Below are 25051 nucleotides of genomic sequence, written 5' to 3' on the forward strand. Positions count from 1 at the left end.
ATACTGAACCTGAAAAATACGTTTTAAATATTACTTAAGTGCCATCATAGCACGCGCGGTATCGAGCATGCGATTCGCAAATCCCCACTCGTTATCACACCAAACTAATAACTTTATCAGTCGTTTATGACTAACACGTGTCTGTGTGCCATCTATGATACAAGAATGTGGGTCATGGTTAAAATCAACCGATACCAATGGCTCTTCGGTGTAACTCAAAATACCTTCAAGGCGGTCTTTAGCTTGTGCTTTAAGGGCATTATTAACCGCACTTAAATCTACATCTGCATTAACCGTGACACTTAAATCCATCGCCGTCACATTAATGGTCGGTACACGGACCGCAATGGCCTCAAAGCGACCTTTAAATTTAGGTAAAATACGGTCTATACCACGGGCTAATTTTGTATCTACAGGAATAATAGACTGGCTGGCGGCACGCGTACGGCGTAAATCATGATGATACGCATCAATCACTTGCTGATCGTTCATTGACGCATGAATGGTTGTAATAGCACCTGATTCAATGCCAAAAGCATCATCGAGTACTTTAATAACAGGAACAACGCAGTTAGTTGTACACGAGCCATTAGAGACAATAGTATGCTCGCTTTTAAGCTCATCGTCATTAATACCGTAAACAATAGTGGCATCAACATCATTATCCGCAGGATGTGAAAACAGCACCTTTTTTGCGCCCGCAGTCAAATGTAACTGTGCGTGCTCACGTGAGTGGTAAACCCCCGTACATTCAAGCACCACATCAACATCTAACGTTTGCCACGGTAATTCAACTGGATTTTTTTCACAAAATAACGCAATGGTGTCATCAGCAACGCTGATAGTGTCTTCACCTAGTTTAACTGGAAAAGCAAAACGACCATGAGAGGTGTCGTATTTTAATAAATGGGCAATAGCTTCAGGGTCGGCTAGTTCGTTAATTGCAACAATTTTGATCTCGTCGCTTAAGCCTGATTCGTATAGTGCACGGACAATATTTCGACCAATACGACCAAAACCATTAATTGCAAGTTTGATTGCCATGAAATATAAAATCCACTCTAGTTACGTACAGAGAAAGGCAGCGTCGCCTTTTAGATGGCGGTATTGTAATCGACCTTGCCTGTGATTATAAGAGCCAAGCATTAGAAACTTTAAATTAACGTCATAATCAACACACACTGCACTTTTACTTTTAGCCCTGCTAGTGGGTATTTGCACTGTTTGCTATTTTAGTTTTAAATCAAACACTACCTTTATTGATGCTTTAACGCTTATTGTTGCGCCTAAATATTGCTGCTGCATAAATGGATTCTCGTTATTACTAGCAACCATACTATTTCTGTGGCTAGATAAAATAATGTGCTTAACACCGCCCGCGTCATAATCGTAATCTGAGCTGCTGGAATTTGCACTGATACTGTAAACGTTGCCAAGTTCAGCGCCAAAAGCTTGAGCGAGCTTATTTCCCTTCGCTTTTGCGTTATCGATTGCTAATTGTGTTGCCTCTGCCTCTAACTGATTAACTTTAGAGGATAAACCATTAATTTTTTCGATATTGTCTATTTTTAAGCTTTGAGCAAAATTAATAAATTCATCGACTTTTTTAATATCTTTTAATGTGACTTTAACTGTTTTCAGGGCTAAATACTTATCGCCTGAAACAGTCCCAGATTCTGTACCAATCATAGTGTATACCTTGCTTTTTAAACCAGATATATAAACATCGTCTTGGCCAAAACCGTATTTGTCTGATTGTTCAAGTAGCAAGCTAATCCGGCCATCAAGCTCACGTTTAGCCTCAAGTAATGTATCTTCAGTGCTTTTTACTTCAAATATAATTTGAGCCATATCTGGCTCAACAAATACCTCAGCTGACCCCTGCACTGCAATATGACGATTAGCTGGCACGCTTGAATTAGCAAAAGTAATAAGAGGGAATAAAGTAATAAAAATAGCGATGATAAGTTTCATATTCGTTCCTTGAATTCATAATAAATCACACGTTCCCATAATTATACAAATAAAAACAAAAGTAAACTGCCTCATTAACCAAGTATTTATGCATTCTTTATAGGTTGGGTTTCGCTTCGCTCTGCCCAACCTACGTCAACTCGACTACTTTGAGCTCCTTACCGGCGCTTATTTGATGGCATTGGGCTAATAACAACTCAGCAGTAGCTTGTGCATCGGTAAGGGCGTGATGACAATGATAGCTTGGTAAGTCGTAGCGTTTACGGCATTCATTAAGAGTTAAATCGTCTAATTTTATATCTGAGCTATGTTTTAGCAGACGCTTTTTTTCTATTTGTAAGGTATCGATAATCAACTTGGGGCGCTGGGTGATCCCTGCATTTTTTAGTGCTAACTTTAAAAAACCCCAATCGAGCATGGCATTATGAAATACTAAAATACAGTCACTAAAGTGAGCGCTTAAAGACGTTATAATGCTTTGTAGACTTTGCCCTTGTGCCACCGAGTCAGTACTAATGCCATGAAAAACGGGGCTCTGCTCTAGACTTTTCACCTCTTTATTAACCAAATGCTGCGACAGACTGTTTTTGATACATTCGTTATCAATCAGTACCCAAGCAACCGAGACAATTTCATGTTGTTTAGGATCAAGCCCTGTTAATTCCAAATCAATCACTAAGTAACGTTGCTTTAAAGCACTTTGCATAAGCAAGTGGCGGCGCTTTAAATAACGAGTAATAAGCTGCTTAACCATTGTTGTTACAAACTCCCACGCGCAAATTTAAACGCCGCGCCTTGCTGCGCCTGTTTTACTAGGTAAAACGCTTCTTTAAGCTGATGACGCTCTAACGAATTGAGCTTATCTGGGTTTATACAATTGCTGGGTAACCCCTCTTCGTTTATTTGTGTGCGCAGCCGAAGCTGAGTTAAAAATCGCCAACAATCTTTTAAATTATAAATATCTTCTTTGCTTAACAATGAATACTTTAATAAAGCGTCTAATCGCTCTTGGGTGTTAGCACGGCGGATGCCTACTTTTAATGCATACAGCCTTGCCAGATCGTTAATGATCACAACCCCGCGCTTTTTAAGATCGATGTATTTGTGGTGCTGCTCGGTTTTTTCGGTTTTAAAGTTATTGAATAAACCAATCGGCGCGCTGTTGGTATTCACATCGCTGGCCATTGCCGCATAAAAAAGATCGTTGCGAGAAATATGGGTTAACTCTTCACAAAACTGGCTATAAAGCGTGGTTGATCCTTCAATAAAACGCAGATCAAAAAATATTTTACAGTTGAGCATTGCCTGGGGTGTGGGGCTGGTGATCCACTTTAAAAACTTCGCCCGCCAATCACTAACACTCATTCGACACGCATCACTGCTGGCCATAATGTTACCAGGGCAACGACGAATACCGCATTCAACTAAGTTTTCACAAACAAATTCACCCATTTGTTTAAAGTACGCGTGCTGCTCATCGTTTAGACCATCGGGTAATAACAAGCCGTTATCTTGATCAGAATGCAGTGTTTGCTCTTCGCGCGCTTGAGAGCCAAAACAAATAAAGCTAAAGCTCGTAGGTGCAACACCATGTTGTTGTTGAAATAAAAATATTAGCCGCGAGGTTAGCGCATCGGTTAAACCGCTGAGTAGTTTTCCAATCAGTGAAATATCATCAATATTATTAGAAAACCCCTTTAATAACTCAGGAATTTCTTTAGCGTAACGCTTTAAATCAGCGACATTATGCGCTTTATAAATACGACCAATGAGCTGGACAGGGTCGCTTTTTTGTTGACGTAGTAAGTCTGTACTAGTGATCATACCTAGCGGTTTATGATTTTCATCAAGCACAGGTAAATGATGAATATTATGCTTAAGCATTAAGTGTAGCGCTGAAAACACACGATTATTTTCAAATATAAACTTAGGCTTATTGGTCATAATACTATTGATAGCTTGCGCGGGGTCCACCTCATCAGCAAGCACTCGATTACGTAAATCACGGTCAGTAACCACCCCAACAAGGTGCGAGTTTTCGGTGATCATTATTGAAGAAACCCCATGCTCTTGCATTTTTTTAGCACTATGACGGATGCTGGCATCGGGGGGCAGCGTTATCGCTTTGCGAGTCATGATCTCTGATATTTTACGCTCAGACCAACTGTCGTTGTTGCTCTTATAATGCGATGACAGTAATCGATTTGCATGTGCACGGACAAAGTATTGCTCAAAGGCTTTATATTCTCGGCGTAAATAATCAAAATGCGTTTGGTCGAGCATATACACTATGCCCTCTTTTTGTACTTCTAAACTGTTTTGAATTGCATCTCCCGTTAGTAAAGAGGGGTAACCAAAGTAATCACCTTGGGTTAAACGCGTTACCGTATCGCCTTTGGCATCGACTAAATCGTATAACCCGGAGCGGATTAAAAATAACTTAGGCTGTTCACTGTTAAGCCATTGCGTTTGGTTTTCTCGGGTCAAATAAATACTATCGAGATGGTTTACAAAATAACTGCAGGCGCTGTCCTGTAACATTGAAAATGGTGCTTGCTTGTTAATAAACTGCGCGACTTCCTGTTGCTCACTACTCATAAATCATCCTCAATAAAAAAGCGACTTAACCTGAAATGTAGTCATTTTTTAAACAAATAAAAAGCCCGACTTAAGTCGGGCTTTGATGCGTTATATCATTAGCTATATGGATTAGTGAGCATGTGCTTCACTAGACCCTTTAGGATTACGAATGCCTTCAACCATTTCTTGAATTTCAACTGGTGTCGGTTGAGTCATTTTCATAACACCTGCTGCTACTGCAAAGTTAATGATCATACCTACTAAACCAATCCCTTCAGGTGAAATACCTAGGAACCAATTTTCTGGGCTATTAAGCTCTGGGCTCACAAACTTGAAGTAGATGATGTATGCAGCAGTAAAGGTGATACCCGTTACCATGCCTGCAATTGCACCATGTTTATTCATTGATTTAGAGAAAATACCCATAATAATTGCAGGGAAGAAGCTCGCCGCCGCTAAGCCGAAGGCAAAGGCAACAACCGAGGCCACAAATCCTGGCGGGTTAATCCCAAAGTAGGCGGATATTACAATAGCAATCATCGCTGCTAACCTCGCTGCAAGTAATTCTTGCTTGTCGGTTATATCCGGTTTGAGTGTCCGTTTTAGCAAATCGTGCGATACTGAGGTTGAAATAACCAATAGTAAGCCCGCTGTAGTCGATAGTGCCGCGGCAATACCACCAGCAGCAACGAGTGCAATAACCCATGCTGGTAAGTCGGCAATTTCAGGGTTCGCTAGTACCATAATATCGCGGTCAACGTTTACTTCGTTCGCGCTATTAGGGTCAGTGATTTTACCTGATGTGTAAAACATTTTGCCGTCACCATTTTTATCATTAAAGGTAATTAGGCCTGTACGTTCCCAGTTTTTAATCCAAGCTGGTGCATCTGCATACGCTGTGCCGCTACCGTCTTTACCATTAATGGTGTCAATCATGTTTACACGGGCAAACGAAGCTACTGCGGGTGCTGTTGTGTAAACAATAGCAATGAACACCAGTGTCCACGCCGCTGAAATACGTGTGTCCTTTACGCGAGGTACAGTGAAAAAGCGAACAATTACATGTGGTAAACCAGCAGTACCCACCATAAGAGCACCTGTGATTGCAAATACATCAATCATGCTCTTCGAGCCTTCAGTGTATTGACCAAAGCCCAACTCAGTACTTAAACCATCTAATTTATCCAATACATACATGCCTGAACCATCACTTAGCGTGGCACCAAACCCTGTTTGTGGGAAAAAGTGACCGGTTGCCATCATCGAGATGAAAATAGCCGGTACTAAATAAGCAAATACCAGTACACAGTACTGCGCAACTTGCGTGTAAGTAATGCCTTTCATGCCACCAAGTACAGCATAAAAGAAAACAATTATCATGCCGATGTAAACGCCGGTTTCAATTTCAACTTCTAAGAAACGCGAGAACACCACACCCACACCACGCATTTGACCCGCAATGTAAGTAAAACAAATAAAGATGGCACATAAAATAGCCACTAAACGCGCAGTACGTGAGTAGTAACGATCCCCGATAAAGTCTGGCACAGTAAACTTACCGAACTTACGTAAGTAAGGCGCTAAACACATGGCCAGTAGTACATAACCACCCGTCCACCCCATTAAGTAAACACTACCGTCATAGCCAGCAAACGAGATAATACCCGCCATTGAAATAAATGACGCAGCACTCATCCAATCCGCAGCAGTTGCCATACCATTGGCTAGTGGAGGTACACCACCACCGGCAACATAGAATTCATTTGTTGACCCTGCACGAGCCCAGATTGCAATGCCGATATAAAGCGCAAAGCTTAAACCGACGATTATAAAAGTGAGTATTTGAACATCCATTGCTTAGCTCCTATTCGTCTACGCCATATTTTTTATCTAACGTATTCATTTTGAAAACGTACACAAAAATCAAAGCTACAAAGGTATAAATCGCGCCTTGCTGGGCGAACCAGAAGCCAAGTTTAAACCCAAAAAAACGTACTTCATTTAGTACATCTACAAGTAATATGCCAAAGCCAAAAGAGACCACAAACCATACCGCTAATAACTTAAACAGTAATGAAATGTTTTCTGCCCAATAAGCTTTTGCTTGTTCTTCATTTTTAAAAGCCATTTTTATTTTCCCCTTTAAACATCGCAAGATTACGATGGGTGGTTTTTTATATTCGTTAATCAATTTAGCAACGCTACTCAAATATTGAATTGCGACAATAGTCGTAACAACATGTTAACGTTTTCGTAAACTGTAGGCGCTTAATTAGTAAACAACAAGTGAACTACTTTAATTTCAGTAAGTTAATTAATTTATTTGCGAGGTGTTTACGCCAATTTTTGAGTAAACCGTGGGAATAAGACATTAGTCTAACTAAATAACCAATTTAGAATAAATCATTAAAAATCAATTCTTTATTTTATTTATAGATAATATAAATAAAATGTATACCCCCCTATTTAACCCGCAACCAAGTATTGTAAAAAACCAAACTACCTCAAACGCCAACTGACGCTCGCATCTTGAAATAGTTTGGGTATAGTTATGGCAAATTATAAAAATATTCTACAAGGTTAAATAAACATGACGGCTGTACTACTCATTGTTGCCTTTGGCTACATAGGCGTGCTGTTTTGGCTGGCTAATTGGGGCGATAAAACCACGCCACTTGCCAAGCGTATTAGTCATCACCCGTTTGTGTATTCATTTGCACTAGGTATTTATTGCACTTCATGGACTTACTACGGCTCAGTAGGCACAGCAGCGACCAGCAGCTGGAGTTTTTTACCTATATTGTTAGGCCCCGCTTTATTGTTTTTTTTCGGTCAAGGCTTTTTACGTAAACTGGTACTGGTGAGTAAAAAACAAAATATCACCACTATTGCCGACTTTATTTCAGCCCGCTATGGTAAGCGTCAAACCACCGCCATTATGGTGACAATAATCGCCTTATTGGCCACCATTCCGTACATTGCATTGCAATTAAAAGCACTCAGCTCTAGCTTTTTACTCCTACAAAACAGCAATCAGATATCAGGGGATATTTTAGCGCTATCGGCCACGTTAATGATGGCGCTATTTGCTATATTTTTTGGTACGCGCAAAGTTGATGTAACCGAATACCGTTCAGGTTTAATGCTCGCTGTGGCGTTTGAATCTCTAGTTAAACTGTTTGCCTTAGCCGCCGTTGCAGGGCTTGCGATATACAGCTTATTTAATTTACCTACCCAAAGTAGCAGTCAAGTTGCCGAGTCTATTTGGATGCACTGGACACACTTTGACTTTTTTAGTTTTAATTTTATCGGCCAGTCACTTATGGCAGCAGCGGCTATTATTTGTTTGCCACGCCAATTTCATGTAACCGTGGTCGATAACCAAGATAAGCGCCATTTATTCACTGCGCGTTGGGCCTTCCCGCTGTATTTATTGCTAACAGCAGCAATGATTTTACCTATTGCCACCGCTGCGATTCACCCAGAAATAGGCCGCAGCTTATCACCAGACAGCTTTGTACTTGCCTTACCTATGCTGCACAATAATGCTTTTTTGACTACGTTTGTGTTTATTGGGGGGCTTTCAGCAGCTACAGCCATGATTGTTGTAGCCACATTAACGTTAAGTACCATGATCTCAAATGATGTGGTACTGCCGTTAATGTTACGTCGTAAATTTAAACGTAACTTAATTACCAGCAGCTATAAATCACGTATTTTACTGGTGCGTCGATTTACCATTGCCGGGGTGCTTATTTTAGCTTACTTCTATCAGCAATGGTTTGGAAATGGCAGTGCACTGGCTAGTATGGGATTGGTTGCTTTTTCATTGGTATCGCAACTATTGCCTGCCATTGTGGGTGGTTTATATTGGCGAAAAGGCCATGCCTATGGGGTTTATGCTGGACTACTCGCCGGCGTGATATGTTGGGTGCTGTTTTTAATGTTGCCTATTTTAGATGCCCCCAACCCACTAGACAGTGAGTTACAACAAACCCTAATAACGCGCGGTACACTTATCGCTTTGTTTGCTAATATTGGCTGTTACATTAGTTTTTCGCTAGGGGCTGAAGAGCGCTTAATCGACAAAATTCAAGCGGCTGCTTTTGTTAATCCTAAAGATCAGGCTATTTTATCGCGTCGCTTAAATAAAAATGTAAAAGCCACGGTATACGACTTTAAAATACTGCTGCAAACCTTTTTAGGCATTCAACGTAGCCAGCAAGTATTATCACACTATGCGCTTCATCACGACTTAAACGACAACAATGCTCACCCTCGCGCTGACTTTATTGCTTACTGCGAACGTGCGCTTACTGGGGTATTAGGTGCCTCGTCGGCGCAAGCACTTATTCATACCGTATCATCGGGCAAACGCATGGCGTTTGAAGAGGTGGTAAACTTTTTTGATGAAACCACACAAGCACTGCAGTTTAATCAAAACTTATTGTTTACCTCGTTAGAGAACTTAAGCCATGGCCTATCCGTTGTTGATAAAGACCTAAACCTCGTGGCTTGGAATAAGCGCTACAGTGAAATGTTTAACTACCCCGAGGGCTTTTTACAAGTTGGCCAACCTATTGAAGAAATAATTCGGTATAACGCAGAGCGCGGTGAATGTGGCCCAGGTGAAATTGACCGTCATGTTGATAAGCGAGTTCAGCATTTAAAAAATGGTAGTTCACATCACTTTATTCGCCATCGTCGAAACGGCCAAGTGTATGAAATGATCGGAAACCCACTTCCTGATGGCGGATTTGTAACCAGTTTTTCTGATATTACTACTCACATTAGTACTCAAAATGCGCTAGAAGAAATTAATATGGACTTAGAAAACCGTATTGAAGCGCGCACCCAAGAAGTACAAACGATTAATAGTAATCTACAAGCACAAATAGATAGCCGCGTACAAACAGAGCAAGCACTTACTTTAGCCAAGCGTGAGGCAGAACAAGCTAATGATAGTAAAACTCGCTTTTTAGCATTGGCCAGTCACGATATTTTACAGCCATTAAATGCTGCACGTTTATACCTTGCCGCGATTGACGAAACACAACTAGACACCACGAATAAAAATAATTTTAATAAGCTTGGCGACAGTTTAGATTCAACTGTGCATTTAATGTCGGCCTTACTCGAAATTGCAAAATTAGAACAAGGCGCAATGACCCCAAGCCCACGTCACTTTTGTATTGACGATATTTTAGACCCTCTCAAAAGTGAATATGCCATTTTATCAAGCGATAAAGGACTGTCATTTACAGTGCGCTCAAATAAGCAAATAGTGCATAGTGACATTACCTACTTGCGCCGAATACTACAAAACTTGCTGTCTAATGCGATTAAATACACCGAAAATGGCCGAGTGCTAATTGCCTGCAGAAATCGTAAACACAGTTTACGAATAGAAGTATGGGATACAGGCCCGGGCATTAGCGATATTGAACAGGCAAAAATATTTAACGACTTTTACCGAATTGAAGCGGGCGACAATAAAGGCGTAGGCCTTGGTCTAGGGGTAGTTAAACGTATGGCTGATTTACTGAGCCTGCCGATTGATGTCGTTTCTTTACCTAATAAAGGCAGTCGATTTAGCATAGAAGTGCCTTATGGTGATGCGCAATTAGTGCAACAAAAACAAACAAATCAAAATATCGTAGACAACCGCGCTGCGATTAATATTATTGCCGTTGACGACGATCCTGAAAACTTAGCCGCGATGGCCAGCTTATTGAAAAAATGGCGGGCAAATTACACCTTATTCGACAAAGTTGATGCTGTGTTAGCGTATGCTAAAGCGCATGCAGCGCCCGATGTTATTTTAATGGATTATCAACTAGGTAATGATTGGGATGGCATTACTTTAATTAAAACACTGCGAGAGACTTGGCAAAGCGACATTCCGGCAATTTTAATTACCGCGGTGCGTGACACCGAGCTAAAACAAACAACCAAAGCTGAAAATATTCATTACCTAAGTAAACCAGTAAAACCAGGTAAACTTAAGGCCCTGCTTAATCATAGTACTTAACCACCAATAAACGCTTAAGCCCAGTAAAATACTGGGCTTAAAGCTATGCTTAATTGCTATAATTACGCTTTCTTAGTTTTTGGAACAACCAACTAAGCCCGACTAACGAAAGCCCTAAGCCAATAAACGATAATGCCTTTAAAAGCCCAGTTAAATTAGCCATATCAATTAAAAATACTTTAACGATTACCGCACCAAGAATACCCAAACCGACATTTTGTAATAACCGCAGCTGTTTTAAATGTCCGGCGATCACCACCAATGCGCCAAGTAATAACCAAATAACCGAATAGCTATATAGCTCGGCGTCACTGGTTGCCTTATCAAGGTAAATAAAGCCGCCTTGCCAATATTGGCGGATCAAGGTGTTGATAGCTAATACTGCTAATAAACCAGACACACCGAGTGTAATTTGACTCAATTTAGCATTTAACGATTTAACTAAACTCGCTAACCATAACGCCAGCAGGCTCGGGACGAACCAGATTAAAAGCACCCAGTTAAATATTGGCGTTTCACCAACATAAAGACGCATTAATAACGGATTATCATCCAACGTTGTATTGATTAATAATAAGCCAGCTAACGCTGATAAAATCAAACCTGCAGTGCGGTATAACTTACCCAGCTGCCCTGCACTTTGCGCGCGATATAAATAAACGCAGCCTAAAGCAAGCAAGTTACAGCTGAGCAAAACTTGCTCATAAAAACTTAAAGAAAACAACTGAGGGTAGTGCCCTACCAGTTGATAACTGGTTTCGGTTGTCACAAATAACGCTAAACAATGCAGTGCTGCCCCCTCTAACCATATTTTTAGTTTTGAAGTATTAAAACATTTAGCCGCTGCAAAAAATAACCCAATACACAGCGGGTAAACAACTAAGCTCCAATGCAAACCAAAGATAGTTAGATCATCATAACTAGGCGTCCACGGCGATAAGGTAAGGCGTAAAAGTAATGCCGCCACAAGGGCTTTTATTGGCCAGTGTGGCATAGCCACACTGTATTTTTTTATTAATAAGCTCAGCAGTAATACTTGAACAGCCAGTGCAATGGTAAGGCCGCTATCGCTCAGTAGCATAGTAATTGCTAAAGTGATATTGGCGTTTGCTCCCACCCAATAACTAAAACGCTGCCATAAGGTTGTATTATTTTGCGTAAATTTAATTAACACCGCACTCATTAAACATAACAATACCGCCCAAAGTGGATAAGCGGTTGCTAAAGCCGTATTTGGGATCATCGCATACAAAGTGCCAACTAATGCAAACACACTTAATGAAGCAAGCAAATGAAAAGCTAATCGTTTTGAGTATTTATTACCAAAATAGAGTCCATAGCCACTTAACCCCAGAGCAAGTAATAAGCCTAGCCCATATTCGTTTTTAAAAATAAATAACGCATCATCAAAGGCATAAGTTTGTTTAGCACTGATCACTAGTAACAGCGCAATCACTAAAGAAACCCCTTGCCATGCATCCCAACGGCTATTTTTTAACACTAAAAATAGTAACAAAGCGATGCTTAACAACGCCACGATTTGCCATTGTAAATTAAACAAACTCAATAGCATGGCAATCATTAAAGGCGCCATAAAGGCCAGTAATAATCCGTGATCTGGAAATAAGTTAACTAATCGTTTGAAGCTGTGCGGGCGCACTTCAAGGGTATTAAAGCCCAAGCCTAAGCGTGCAATAGCGATTAAGCCTAAAATACTTAGTAACGCATACGCGCCTATTAACCACACTGTGTCGTAGTTAAATAGAGTGAGTCCAACCAAGTACCAGCCTATATGCCCTACCCATAGTAAATACCACAACCACACTCGCTGTACTTTATGTGCCACAACCGCTGCGGCAACACTCACAAGGGCAACATAAATAAGTAAAGAAAATAACTGACCACTGCCCGTATTTACCCAAATAGGAACACTGTATGCGCCTATAATGCCAATTACAGCAAGTAAAGGGCCTAACTTAATCGCCATTGCACTGGCGCAAAGAGCAATCACTGCTAAGCCAATAAATGCCCACTCAGCACTTAGCATGGTAAAGCTGTTATAGGCCAAAAACATTAAGGCAAAGCAAGTCACAAAGCCGCCACTGGCAAGGGCTGCAGGAATGTAATTATTAAAGCCTTCAAAAACGATACGTTTATAATGTAAATAATACGCTGCTGCGATTAAGCCAATGCCAAATAATCCACCGGCACTGAGCCTCATTGCAGGTGAAAGTAGCCCCGCCTCTAAACTGTATTTGGCTAAAAACACGCCACCTAAAGCCAAAGCAATAGCACCAATCCAGGTCATCCAGTTTTGTTCAAAGCCTGCACGTAATTGTTTAAAAAGCAGTTCAATACTCGATGGCTTTTTAATTGCTACTTTAGGTAGTGGCGTATGTTTAATGCTCGCAGGTTTATAATCAGAATCAGGAATGTCTGCGCGGTTTAAAGATTTTGCGTTATCTGGTTGTGTGTTTACAGGGGATTCGCTAGGGACTGTATTTGGGTTTAACTCATACTGTGATAGCTTGAGTTTTAATACTGCAATCTCTTGTTTTAAGCCGTTTAATTGCACTAAGGCAACTAAACCACATACGCCTCCTGCAACAATCGCAATAGATATAATGATTGCTAATCCGATTAACTCATCCATACAGTCCCTTTTTTATTTTACAAAACAAGTACCCAAAAAAATTACAAACAAAGCTTATACCATAAAATTACGATGTTTAAGCAACCTCAAGGCGATCACGGCCTGCTTTTTTAGCGCGGTATAATGCTTGATCAGCACGTTTCATTACATTATCAAAGGTCTGGTCGCTTGTACGATGTGCAATACCGATACTGACCGTTAAAGAACGCTGATTTTGTACTGTAATAGTACGAGCCGTCTCTAGAATAGTCTGCGAAAAGTTAAGTACTTCATCAAGCTCATAACTAGGCAGGTAAGCGGCAAACTCCTCACCACCTATACGAGCAAAAATATTTTCATCTTTAAAAAGACGGTTCACTTTATCAGCAAACTGTTTAAGCACCTTATCGCCCACATCGTGGCCATAATCGTCATTAATACGTTTAAAGTGGTCGAGATCTATAATTAAAACAGTGTAAGGATTATTAACAACCCCCTTCACATGCTGATAAAAGCAGCGACGGTTATACACTTTGGTTAAATCATCCATAATAAACTCTTGCGCTAACCGGTTGTGCATTCGCTGCATAAAGTGCATGGTTTTAAATAAACCATAAGCGGTAATTAGCATACCTAATGTGCGGCATAAGTCTTCTACGTAATTGCTTATCCAAAAAGGCTGACGTATTACTTCATCAAGCACATCGGCAGTAGAACCTACAATCCATAGCATTAAACCGATACTGACATATAAATACGCTTTTTTAGCTAACCGTGAACATTGCACTACAAAAAAAATAGCAAAAATCACCACTAAATTAATAAAGTCAGTGGTAAAGCCATAGAGGTTTTGGGTTATGTCTAATCGGGGAAAGTACATCAACGAAAAAATTGAGAAAGCGATAATAAACGCCAGCGTCATCAAAATTAACAGCTTATTTAATCTGGTAATTTTAACAAAATGGCTTAACTTTAGACTCACTTTTTCCGGGTTCATCATAGGCGATATTTAAATTATTTTTATAATTACTATTAAAAACTATACCACAAATTATAAAACGGATTGATTTATATTAGTGTGCTAACAACCCAGCCAATAGCAACTAAAATAGTTAACCCAATCATGGTTTTAGTTTTATGTTTACTGATAAGTCGCTCAGCTTGATTGCCTGCATAATATACCACTAACGCTAATCCAAAATAGCGTATAGAGCGCGCAATCGCAGATGCCACTAAAAACAGTGCCAGCGAATACTTAGTTGCACCAGCGGCCAACATCGCAATTTGAAACGGAATAGGCACAATACCTAAGCTTAATACAAACCAAAAACCTTGTGCCTGCATTTTTTGCTTAACGTTTTCAAACTGTTCAGGACTAGAAAAGGTATTAATGATCCAATCGCCCACTACATCAAATAAATAATAACCCAACGCATAACCAAACAACGCCCCAATAACACAGCCGATTGTGGCCATAAGGGCAATTTGCCACAGTTTTTCACGCCTTGCCTGCATTAATGGCACCAGTACTGCTTCAAGTGGAATGGGCACTATGGTGGATTCTAAAAATGAGGCAAACGTAATACCGCTGAGCATATTTTTAGACTCAATAAACTGACGCGTTTTTTGCTTTAGCTTTTTTTGTATAGCCATTAAACATCCTTTTAACTACTGAGATTAATATTTTTAGCGGGTACTGGCATCATCGCACAGTTAGGTTAATCTAACCTGAAAATATAACGCCTTATTATTTATAGATTTAACATTGGCAAAATAGTAATACTTCCCAGAGTACTTTATTATTGCTCAATGCCATTATACTTTTCTGACAATTATTAATTATGCAAACTGCGCGTTTTATTCCTTTTAGAAAGCAAGATATCATAGGCATGTGCAGCCAAGAGCTTGCCGATAGTGCACAACAAACCTCTTTCAAACAGTTTTGCGACGTGCTCGCCAGCCTGATTCATTATAATTACCACTCAACCCTTGAGTCACTAAAAAACAATTACGCACCGTTTGATCCTAATAGCGACACTCGCTCGTTAGCTCCTGTCTCGAAGGAGCAAAAAGCCCAGTGCCAACGCGATTTTGCTAAAGATTTTGCCAACGTATTAAATGCGGCTAATTTTGAAGTGATTACCAATGAAGACCTACAAGATGCACTCAACGAAGAATCGCTTTTTAAGGTACGCCTAGAGGTAGAGTTTGACGACTTTGAAGAAGTGGTCTTTTATCGCAGAGGCGAATCGCAACTCACCGAAACCATAACCAGCTTTTGGGGCTTACGTAAAAAGCCACTGCATTTTACCAACTACGACCGCGTAGCGGTATTTATTCGCTTTAAAGATAAAGCCTATTTTGAATCAAAAAATAAACTACCTATGGGGTTTGAGCCAAGTTCTACCATAGTAAAACTATTTCAAAATGTGCCAAAAGCTGACTTAGAAATGCTATTTCCTAATAGCGAAGTACGGATGCGCCCGATTGATAAAATTATTATTGGCTCATCTGCACTTATTGGCGGTGCGGTGGTGTTAGTTACCAAACTGGGCGCCTCATTACTTTTATTGTTTGCTTTGTTTGCATTTTGGGGAGGGTTTAGAGATGAAGCCGTTACCATGACTCAGCAGCACTTTATTACGTTAGCGATTGGTATTGGGGTATTTGGTAGTTTTGTTTTTAAAGAGTGGAGTAAATTTAAAAACCGCAAAATTAAATTTATGAAAGCGTTGAGCGATAATCTCTACTTTAAAAACCTAGATAACAACGCCGGTGTATTCCACACTCTGATAGACGCTGCCGAAGAAGAAGACATTAAAGAAGCCCTGCTTGCGTATACGTTTTTACTAAAATCTAAAAATGGCTTAAGCGCACACGCGCTTGATGAGCAAATAGAGACGTGGTTTAAAACTAAGTATCAATGCGAGCTAGATTTTGAAATTAGTGATGCGCTTGAAAAACTTGAACGTATGCATTTAGTAACCTGCACAAACACCCTATATAACGCGATAAATCTAGAGCACGCAAAAGCCATATTAGATGAACGCTGGGATAACCTGTTTCAATATAATTAAACTGCACGCTTTACTTAATAACAACGAAAAAGCAGCTGACACTTCAGCTGCTTTTTACGTTATTACCTAATTGGTAATTAGTTAAGCTGTTTGCTGCTTTTTAAATTTTGTATGCACTAACTTATAAAGTGCTGGCAAAATTAATAGCGTTAGTAAGGTAGATGACATAATACCGCCTACAACCACGGTTGCTAATGGCCTTTGCACCTCAGAGCCGGTACCGGTATTGAGCGCCATAGGTATAAAGCCTAAACTTGCCACAAGCGCGGTCATCAGCACGGGGCGTAATCGCTGTAATGCGCCGCTGTGTATTGCATGGTATAAACTTAACCCTTCGTTTCGTAACTGCTTAATAAACGACAACATCACTACACCGTTTAATACCGCAACACCACTTAGGGCAATAAAACCCACACCCGCTGAAATAGAAAGCGGCATATCTCGTAGCAATAACGCCAATACCCCACCGGTCAGTGCCAGAGGTACACCGCTGAATATAATGAGTGAATCACGCAGCGAGCCAAAAGCACTATAAAGTAAGCCAAAAATAAGCAATAAAGTCACAGGCACAACCAACGACAAACGTTTACTCGCCGATTGTAATTGCTCAAACGTACCGCCGTATTCAAGCCAGTAACCGCTAGGTAGGTTAAGTTGTGCGTTCATTTTCGCTTGGGCATCACTGACAAAGCTTGCTAAATCGCGCCCCGCTACATTGGCCGTTACTACCACATTACGCTTACCACTTTCGCGGTTTATTTGATTCGGCCCTTTTTCAATGCTGATTGTAGCCACTTCTCCAAGCGGTACAAATGCAAGCTCAGGGTTACTACTTTGAGGTAATGCAATAGGTAAACGCGCAAGCGCAGAGACATCATCAGACCAACGCTTATCTAAGCGTACTAGTAACGAAAAGCGCTTATCACCCTCATAAATGAGCCCTGTTTGCACCCCACCAACGGCAGCGGCAAGCGTTTGTTGAATGTCGTTTACAGTTAATCCTAATAACGCCATGTGGTCTCGCATTGGAGTAACAGAAAGTGTAGGCAGCCCCTGTATTTGTTCTAAACGAACATCAGTAGCACCGGTAATATTTCGCATTAAACCAGTGGCTTTTTCGCCAAACTGCTTAAGTATGGCTAAATCGTCACCGTAAATACGCAGCGCTACATCGGCACGCACACCAGCAATTAACTCGTTAAAGCGCATTTCTATAGGCTGGGTAAATTCATAGTTATTACCCGGTACCTCATTCACGCGATGACGAATTTGCTGCACTAACGCGTCTTTACTCAGTGATGGGTTTGGCCATTGCTCGGACGGCTTTAACATTAAAAAGGTGTCGGCAACATTTGGCGGCATAGGATCGCTGGCTACATCCGCAGTACCAATCTTCGAAAATACGTTCGCAATTTCGGGTTGTGCTAATAAAGCCTGCTCCAACTGCTTTTGCATTTGCACCGATTGTTCAATACCGGTGCCAGTAATACGCAGCGCATGCATTGCAATGTCACCTTCATCAAGCTGAGGTAAAAATTCGGCGCCCATATTTTTAACTTTAAAGCCAAGCACTAGTACTAAAACCGTCGCAATGCTCACCATCAGCCACGGTAATTTAAGCGATAAGTTAAGCAGTGGCTTGTAGATTTTTTTAACGCCACGCATTACTGCGTTTTCGCTTTCATCTACTTTACCACGCACAAATACGGCAATAGCCGCTGGCACAAAGGTGACAGCAAAAATGAGTGCACCTATTAACGCGGCAACCACAGTAAACGCCATAGGCTGAAACATTTTGCCCTCAACACCACTGAGCGCAAATAGCGGTAAATATACCAACATAATAATTAAAATACCAAATACGGCGGGGCTAAACACTTCTTTGGTGGCTGAAGTGACAACTTTTAAACGCTCACTGAGTGTAAGTAAGCGCCCGTGTTTATGTTGAGCCATCCCTAATTGACGAAGGCAGTTTTCAACCACAATCACCGCGCCATCTACAATTAATCCAAAATCGATTGCGCCTAAGCTCATTAAGTTACCCGAGACTCGATTGCCCACCATACCAGTAATAGCAAATAGCATACTCAGCGGAATAACCATGGCGGTAATAAGCGCACCAGTGATGTTCCCGAGCAATAACAGTAAAATGACGATAACTAATACCGCCCCTTCAAACAGATTTTTTTGAACTGTGGCAATGGTTTTATCAACCAGGTTGGTACGGTCATAGACAGGCTCAACGATAACCCCTGCAGGTAAGCTTTTTTGTACCTCTATCAACTTATCAGCCATGGCTTTGGCAACCACACGGCTGTTTTCACCTATTAGCATCATTGCCGTGCCTAGTACGGTTTCTTCGCCATTATAGGTAGCCGCGCCGGTTCTGAGCTCTTTTCCTAAATACACATTTGCCACGTCTTTAATTCGCACAGGGGTATCATCTCGCTTGGCGATAACGGTGTTTGCTATATCGGCTAAGGTTTTTAATTGCCCTGGCGAGCGCACTAAATATTGGCCGTCAAAGCGCTCTATATAACCAGCACCACGGTTGCTGTTATTAAGCTCAAGTGCACTAATAACATCCTTGATTGTCAGCTTATAAGCAATGAGCTTTTCTGGCATGGGCGCAACCTGGTACTGGCGCTCAAAGCCACCTTGGCTGTTTATTTCGGTTACGCCTTTTACTTTTAAAAGCTGCGGACGAATAACCCAATCTTGCAAAGTACGTAAGTCTTCGGCGTTATACGCCGTACCATCACTTTTTAACGCATTGGGCTTTGCATGCACGCTGTAGGTAAATATTTCACCTAAACCACTGGCAATAGGTCCAAGGTTTGGCTCAATATTATTAGGTAAATCGGCGCGAATACTTTGAATCCGTTCACCAATTTGCTGACGCGCCCAATAAATATCGGTGCCTTCATCAAAAATAACGGTTACTTGAGAAAGCCCATAGCGAGAAAGCGAACGTGTGTAATCAAGCTTAGGAATACCCGCCATCGCCGTTTCGACTAAGTAAGTGATACGCTGTTCGACTTCAAGCGGTGTAAAACCAGGCGCTTTAGTATTAATTTGCACTTGCACGTTGGTAATATCGGGGACAGCATCTACCGCTAAGTTTTGGATGTTATACACACCAAACCCAGCAAATAAAAATGTTAGCGCAAGCACCATCATGCGGCGTTTAACCGCAAAAGAAACAATCCAGTTAATCATGGTACCTCCTAGTGAGCGTGACTTGCGCCGCTTTTTAAAATATCGGCTTTGATCACATAGCTATTGACAGTGACGTACTCACTACCGGGGCTTAAACCTGCGATGACTTCAACCCACTCGCTATTTTTTGCGCCTAAAGTAACCGGGCGTACTTCAAACACATTATTTTTACGCACAAACACACTCGCCATGCCGTTAAACTCTTGAATAGCCTCAGGCTTTACACGCACGCGAGCATTAACCTTATCGATACTGACATCAGTATTAACATGCATACCTGGGCGCCAATGACCATCTGGGTTATTAAGCGCTATACGGGCACGTGCAATGTGCCCGCCGGTCATCATAGGCGCTATAAAAAACACCTTACCTTGGGCATTTAAATGGTGATGTAAATCGTACACCGTGGCACTTTGACCAATGGCTAGATTTTCGATGTTTTCAGGAAAGGCTGAGAGCTCAACCCATACTTTATCAAGATTCACGACCTGCATTAACGCGCGAGTACTTGCCAGTTCGCCACGCTTTAAATATTGCTCGGTTACCACACCGCTAATGGGGCTTTTAATACTGTAGTTTTGTAATGTTTCACGGTTGGTGACACTGGCCAGTACCTCACCTTTTTGAACCGTTTGACCAATGCTGACAAAAATATCGCTGATCAATCCGGTATATGGCGCCATCACTTCTACTGTGCCGTGCTGTGTCGGTGCAATAACACCAAACAGCGTGTCATAAATATCAACTTCGCCACTTTGTGCTATCTGCGTTTCAATACCCGCACCTTTAATCGCTCGCTCACTAAGCACAGTGCGGCCTTCGTGTTGGGTGTACTCAAAACTAACGTGTTCACCTTTATAATTGGCAGTAATGAAAAGCGAAAACGAATGTGGCTCATTTATGGGTTGCGTGCTAACAAGGTACTCATTCTCACGCGTAAATTGTATTTTTTGCGGCGCTTCTACTAATCGTTTTAAGTTCATTTCGATGCTTAAATCGTTTATATCTATCGGCTGATTTTGCTCATAACCATATACGCGCAGCTCAACTTTACCTGCCAATTCTCGCAGCTTTAACTCAAGAGTGAGCTTTGCGTTAGTTAATAAAAAGCCGCCATGGGCACCTTGTTTTTGGGATTGCTGCATTTGCCCATGCTCTGCTGAGGCAAATACATGTGTACTTATAACGCTCGTTGTAAACGAAAGAAATATTAATAGTGCGATAAACGTGTTGTTCATGATTGAAAAGTCCCAGTTAAAGATTGGCCAGTTAAACGCTCAAGAGTAAGGTGCGTTTGATATAGCGCTGCATAGGTATTGATAAGTGCGCGTTTAGAGTCAAATAGAGCTTGTTGAGCATCGAGCAATTGCAACACCGAAATTTGTCCGCGTTGATAGCTTTTTAAACTTTGCTCAATGAGTGTTTGGGCTTGTGGAATAACCTGCTCTGATAGCAACTGCGCCTGTAACGTTTTGCCTTGGTAATAGGCGTACAAGGTACGAACTTGTTGGCGTAACTGAACCCGTAATTGCCCTTGCTGCTCACGTAACAATGCCAACTGACTGTTAGCCGCTTCAAAATTACCGCTATTTGGGTTACTCAATTGCAATGGCATAGAAAACGAAAACAGCAACGAACTGGTATCGCTTTGCTGATTGTAGCGCAGGCCCGCACCTACATTAATGTCGCTTTGCCCGTTAGCTTTTTGCAGCGTTAAGTTGGCCGCTTGCTGTAAGTATTGTTGCTGCAACATGGCAAACTCAGGCGCTTGGTTAACTGCATTGAGTAACGCTTGCTCAGATTTAAGCGGTATTAAGGTAGCCATATTTCCTGCGAAATTCGTGTAGTCATGTTGCTCATTCCACAGCTCATTGAGCGATAAACGCGCTCGCTCAAATTCGCTATTTAGCTTAGCTTTCTCAAGCTCAACTTGGCTTAGCGCATAACGCATACGGGTTACATCGGCTTGCGATACAGCGCCAGCGTTAGCCCGTTGCTTTATTGCTTTGAGAGCTTGGCTCACCACGTGTTGTCGTTCGCTGTTAAGCGTAAGTAAGGTTTGAAATTTAAGCGCCTCGTAATATCGCTCACCAGTGGTTGCTAATAAAGCTAACCGAGTATTTTGATATTGTATTGCTTGGGCTTTAATGTTCGCCGTTGCGTAATTTATACGGCTTTGGCGTTTATCTCCAAGCTCTATAAGCTGGCTAAATGACAAGGTTATTTCAGCCCCTTGCACACCACGCGCATCGTTAGTTCCTAATAGGTTTTCGGCTTCTACATTTAAGACAGGATTAGGCGAAAGCGCCGCTTGAGATTTAAGCGCGCTGAGTATTTTTTGATGATAAGGATAGCGCTTAATAGCGGATTTTGTTGCTCGGTATTTATCAACGCTTGTTTTAGGGTTAACGTTTTAACATTTGCAAACGCACTAAAAGCAGGTAGCGCGCACAGCATCACCACCAGCATAATTGGTTTTTTATTCATATAGCTTGTCCGTTTTTTAATAAACAGAGTTCACTTGCAAACCATTGACAACCTACGCTAAAAATAGCGACAGTGTAAAATAGTTAGCAATTTAAACATGCCTATAACAGCCCATAGAACGCTTACGCGCAGGCAGCTAAAAGCACAATAATTAATTGAAATTAAATTAAATTAAAAACTAGCTAAATGAATTCGGTGGGGGTACATCAGGTGGATAATTTAAACCATGGTAATACACAAGTACTGAGGGTTTACTTTGTTGAGGAATAATAGCGTGACTAAGTGTGCTGTAATAGCCACAGTGACAATGTTGGTGTGCATGAATCTCAACCGGTGGCTGATTATCGCTTTGTCCTTGGTCATTATCAGCGGTTATAGTGTTTTGTGATAATGCGTTACTTACATGCTCAACGTCTTCTTGTAAATGGTATGCAGCGCCATCACAACTTATAAAGCTGTGCACAAGCACGAGTAACATGACCATTAACAAACGATTTGAGCGCATAATTTAGCTATCTTCTCAGCCTAAAATTGACTTAAATAAACCTAACCAATTGAAGCCACATAGTATATTAGCGACAAACGACAATAAAGGGCTTTTTATCAATTAATGGCGCCAATTGCGTTTACTGAGGTTAACTATAAAACAAAAAACCACCGGCTTTAACAGCCAGTGGTTTTTTAAAATTAACGCTTAAGCAACCGCGTGTTCTAAAATTTCACGGCTTTCTTTTAGCGTAATCGCTTGGTTTTCACCAAGGGCAACCATGCCATGTGCTTCTAGTTTGCCAATAATATTATCAATGGCAGCCGCTTTATCATCACCATGTTCAGTTAGCTGTGTTGCAACCTCAAGGCTGTGGTAAAACGCTTCAATCGCTTGAATTGTTTGCTCCGCTAAATCGTCTGTTTGCTCAAGGCCAAATACGTTTTTACCCATTTGCTCTAGTTTCGCTTTTTTAACTGCAAATTGATTGCGCAATAAAGAAGGCTGAACAATAGCAAGCGAACGCGCATGGTCAACACCATAGGCAGCAGTAAGCTCATGACCAATCATGTGGGTTGCCCAATCTTGCGATACGCCAGAACCAATTAAGCCATTAAGTGCTTGGTTAGCTGCCCACATAAGGTTTGCACGCCATGCATCGTCTTGGTTTTCAAAGTTATCGCCCAGTGTTTTGAGCGTTTTTAACAGTGCCTCTGCGTATCCTTCTTGTACCAATGCGCCTTCAGGGAACGTAAGGTATTGCTCACAAGTATGCACCCACGCATCAACTAAGCCATTTACAAGCTGGCGCTGTGGTAATGTTTTCATTACATCAGGATCCATAATCGCAAATTTAGGCAGTACCTCTGGTGAAGCAAACGGCAATTTTTGCTTAGTCGCTTCTTTGCTTACCACTGAGTTTTGATTAGATTCAGAACCTGTAGCTGGTAGCGTTAATACGGCACCAATTGGTAATGCGCTAGTAATTGTATGCTTACCAGTAGGAATGTCCCAACCTTCGCCGTCGTATACTGCAGAAGCCGCAATGTATTTAACGCCGTCTATTACAGAGCCGCCGCCGACACCTAATACAAAGTCGATATCTTGTTCTTTACAAATTTTAACCGCTTGGTCAAGTACTTCAATTGTTGGGTTAGCACCCACGCCCGAGAATTCGACCCAATCAAAACCTTCAAGTGCAGCAGCAACTTGGTCATACACGCCGTTCTTTTTAATTGAGCCGCCGCCATAAACAACTAATACTTTTTGATCTTTTGCGATCAAGTCGCTAAGTGCGGCAATTTGCTGTTGGCCAAATTGGATGAGAGTGGGATTTACGTAGCTAAATTTCATTATTTTGCTCCTAGGTGACGGTTAATTTCATAATGCTTTACTTAGTCACATATCAAGTAAAGCTTTGATGGATGCATATTAGTAGCAAAGTTAATATATAAAAAGCCCAATAACTGCCTAAAGCTTGCCTAAAACTACCAGCACTGTTATTTTACGCAAAATATTTTAATTACAGATACTTTTATGCCCATCATAGCCAAAATGTTGCAACAATACGCCGAGTACAATAATTTACTAAGCTTTGAGGGCACCATGGAAACAATTATTCCTGGGGTGTATTTTCATCGCGCTACCAAAAGTTCACCGCGCCAGCCGCTTATTTATAATTCAGGCATAATCGTGGTTGGCCAAGGCCATAAAATAATTCATTTCCCAGAACATCAAATAAAATACGGCGAAGGTGATTACTTGGTACTAGGTGTACCGGTCCCATTAGAGTGTGAAGCGTTTACCGATAATGACTTACCGGTTATGGGCATAGCTATAGATATAAACCCTGTCATGTTGCACAAACTGGTTAATCAGATGATGCAGCACCAGCCTTTATCTGTCTCCAGCGCGCACATTGGCGCAGTACAATCAGCAAAGCTAGACTGCGCAATGGAGCAGGTAACATGTAGGTTACTAACGGTTTTAAATAATCCACTTGAGGCTGAGGTATTCGGCGAAGATATAGTAAAAGAGCTAGTGTATCGTGTCCTTTGCGGCCCCCAAGGGAATACTTTAATAGGCCTAGCTATGCATGATGGCCATTATGCGCGTATAGCTCGCACACTAGCAACGATGCATCAGGACTATGCAAACCCTATTACTGTTGAAGGTTTAGCAGAAGAGGTAAATATGAGCGTATCCTCTTTTCATCGTGCATTTAGACAGGTAACGTTTGAATCTCCCTTACAATACTTAAAAAAAGTACGTTTAGCTAAAGCAAAAGAGTTAATTACCACAGCGGGCAGCAAAGCAAATGAAGCTGCTTTTAAGGTAGGTTACACCAGTGCATCACAGTTTAGCCGTGAGTTTAAACGCCACTTTAATAAAACTCCGAGTGAAATACAGTTATAAAAATAAGATTTACCCATTCATGCGCTATATCAAACTTTATTATTAACTTTTACTAGCAAAGATAACACGCTTTGTTAATATAGGGTAACTGCCATTTTTATAACCCTACTATGCTCAATAACACCGTAACAATAAGGAAGCACTTACAT

The 25051-nt window shown here is 41.2% G+C and carries 16 protein-coding genes and 1 pseudogene; 3 read left to right on the forward strand and 14 right to left on the reverse strand.

Translation table 11 applies throughout. The annotated features are described in order from the left end of the window. Window positions 1-30: 30 nt before the first annotated feature. From epd to PSM_RS12080, 6 genes are all read right to left on the reverse strand, one after another. A complete protein-coding gene (gene epd, locus PSM_RS12055) occupies window positions 31-1044 on the reverse strand; it encodes an erythrose-4-phosphate dehydrogenase (protein ID WP_013465750.1) in 1014 nt (337 codons plus the stop codon). A 183-nt stretch (window positions 1045-1227) separates the two neighbouring features. Then, window positions 1228-1974 (reverse strand): SIMPL domain-containing protein, encoded by a 747-nt coding sequence (locus tag PSM_RS12060; RefSeq protein ID WP_013465751.1) that lies wholly within the window; start codon window positions 1972-1974, stop codon window positions 1228-1230. Between the two features lie 130 nt (window positions 1975-2104). Beyond that, complete coding sequence (locus PSM_RS12065) at window positions 2105-2728, reverse strand: 3'-5' exonuclease (RefSeq protein WP_013465752.1); 624 nt, start codon at window positions 2726-2728, stop codon at window positions 2105-2107. A 5-nt stretch (window positions 2729-2733) separates the two neighbouring features. After that, entirely contained in the window at window positions 2734-4572 is a 1839-nt protein-coding gene (locus tag PSM_RS12070; protein ID WP_013465753.1) for a DUF294 nucleotidyltransferase-like domain-containing protein, read from the reverse strand. Between the two features lie 111 nt (window positions 4573-4683). Next, window positions 4684-6408 carry a sodium:solute symporter family protein gene (locus tag PSM_RS12075; RefSeq protein WP_013465754.1) on the reverse strand — a complete coding sequence of 575 codons (1725 nt, stop codon included), beginning with the start codon at window positions 6406-6408 and terminating at the stop codon, window positions 4684-4686. Window positions 6409-6418: 10 nt separating this feature from the next. Then, window positions 6419-6682 (reverse strand): DUF4212 domain-containing protein, encoded by a 264-nt coding sequence (locus PSM_RS12080; RefSeq protein WP_008464847.1) that lies wholly within the window; start codon window positions 6680-6682, stop codon window positions 6419-6421. 462 nt (window positions 6683-7144) lie between these two features. Between PSM_RS12080 and PSM_RS12085 the strand changes: the two genes are divergently transcribed. After that, a complete protein-coding gene (locus tag PSM_RS12085) occupies window positions 7145-10585 on the forward strand; it encodes a hybrid sensor histidine kinase/response regulator (RefSeq protein WP_013465755.1) in 3441 nt (1146 codons plus the stop codon). Between the two features lie 49 nt (window positions 10586-10634). On the opposite strand, the gene PSM_RS12090 is transcribed toward PSM_RS12085, so the two are convergent. The 3 genes from PSM_RS12090 to PSM_RS12100 all read right to left on the reverse strand — a co-directional run bounded on the left by PSM_RS12090 (window position 10635) and on the right by PSM_RS12100 (window position 14870). Continuing rightward, window positions 10635-13238 carry a DUF2339 domain-containing protein gene (locus PSM_RS12090; protein WP_013465756.1) on the reverse strand — a complete coding sequence of 868 codons (2604 nt, stop codon included), beginning with the start codon at window positions 13236-13238 and terminating at the stop codon, window positions 10635-10637. Between the two features lie 76 nt (window positions 13239-13314). Then, the gene (locus tag PSM_RS12095; protein ID WP_024602348.1) at window positions 13315-14214 is read right to left on the reverse strand and encodes a GGDEF domain-containing protein; all 900 of its coding nucleotides are present in this window, start codon (window positions 14212-14214) and stop codon (window positions 13315-13317) included. 71 nt (window positions 14215-14285) lie between these two features. Further along, on the reverse strand, window positions 14286-14870 hold the full coding sequence (locus PSM_RS12100; RefSeq protein ID WP_013465758.1) for a YqaA family protein: 585 nt from the start codon (window positions 14868-14870) through the stop codon (window positions 14286-14288). A gap of 188 nt (window positions 14871-15058) precedes the next feature. On the opposite strand from PSM_RS12100, the gene PSM_RS12105 reads away from it, so the two are divergent. Continuing rightward, complete coding sequence (locus tag PSM_RS12105; protein ID WP_013465759.1) at window positions 15059-16294, forward strand: TMEM143 family protein; 1236 nt, start codon at window positions 15059-15061, stop codon at window positions 16292-16294. Between the two features lie 81 nt (window positions 16295-16375). Here PSM_RS12105 and PSM_RS12110 read toward each other — a convergent pair whose 3' ends face one another. The 5 genes and pseudogenes from PSM_RS12110 to PSM_RS12130 form a co-directional block, all read right to left on the reverse strand. After that, window positions 16376-19513, reverse strand: a complete 3138-nt coding sequence (locus PSM_RS12110; protein WP_013465760.1) for an efflux RND transporter permease subunit — start codon at window positions 19511-19513, stop codon at window positions 16376-16378. An 8-nt stretch (window positions 19514-19521) separates the two neighbouring features. Continuing rightward, complete coding sequence (locus PSM_RS12115; RefSeq protein ID WP_013465761.1) at window positions 19522-20751, reverse strand: efflux RND transporter periplasmic adaptor subunit; 1230 nt, start codon at window positions 20749-20751, stop codon at window positions 19522-19524. Further along, window positions 20748-22000 (reverse strand): annotated as a pseudogene (locus tag PSM_RS12120) (TolC family protein). Before PSM_RS12120 ends, PSM_RS12115 begins: the two are co-directional and overlap by 4 nt. 178 nt (window positions 22001-22178) lie before the next feature. Next, window positions 22179-22505, reverse strand: coding sequence for a hypothetical protein (locus PSM_RS12125; RefSeq protein WP_013465764.1), 327 nt, complete (start codon window positions 22503-22505; stop codon window positions 22179-22181). 189 nt (window positions 22506-22694) lie between these two features. Next, a complete protein-coding gene (locus PSM_RS12130) occupies window positions 22695-23840 on the reverse strand; it encodes an iron-containing alcohol dehydrogenase (RefSeq protein ID WP_013465765.1) in 1146 nt (381 codons plus the stop codon). Between the two features lie 183 nt (window positions 23841-24023). Here PSM_RS12130 and PSM_RS12135 point away from each other — a divergent pair, with 183 nt between their 5' ends. After that, window positions 24024-24902: an AraC family transcriptional regulator gene (locus PSM_RS12135; RefSeq protein ID WP_041695773.1), complete on the forward strand. Its 879-nt coding sequence runs from the start codon at window positions 24024-24026 to the stop codon at window positions 24900-24902. Window positions 24903-25051 lie beyond the last annotated feature (149 nt).

It is taken from the genome of Pseudoalteromonas sp. SM9913 (assembly GCF_000184065.1).
Classification (GTDB): Bacteria; Pseudomonadota; Gammaproteobacteria; order Enterobacterales; family Alteromonadaceae; genus Pseudoalteromonas; species Pseudoalteromonas tetraodonis.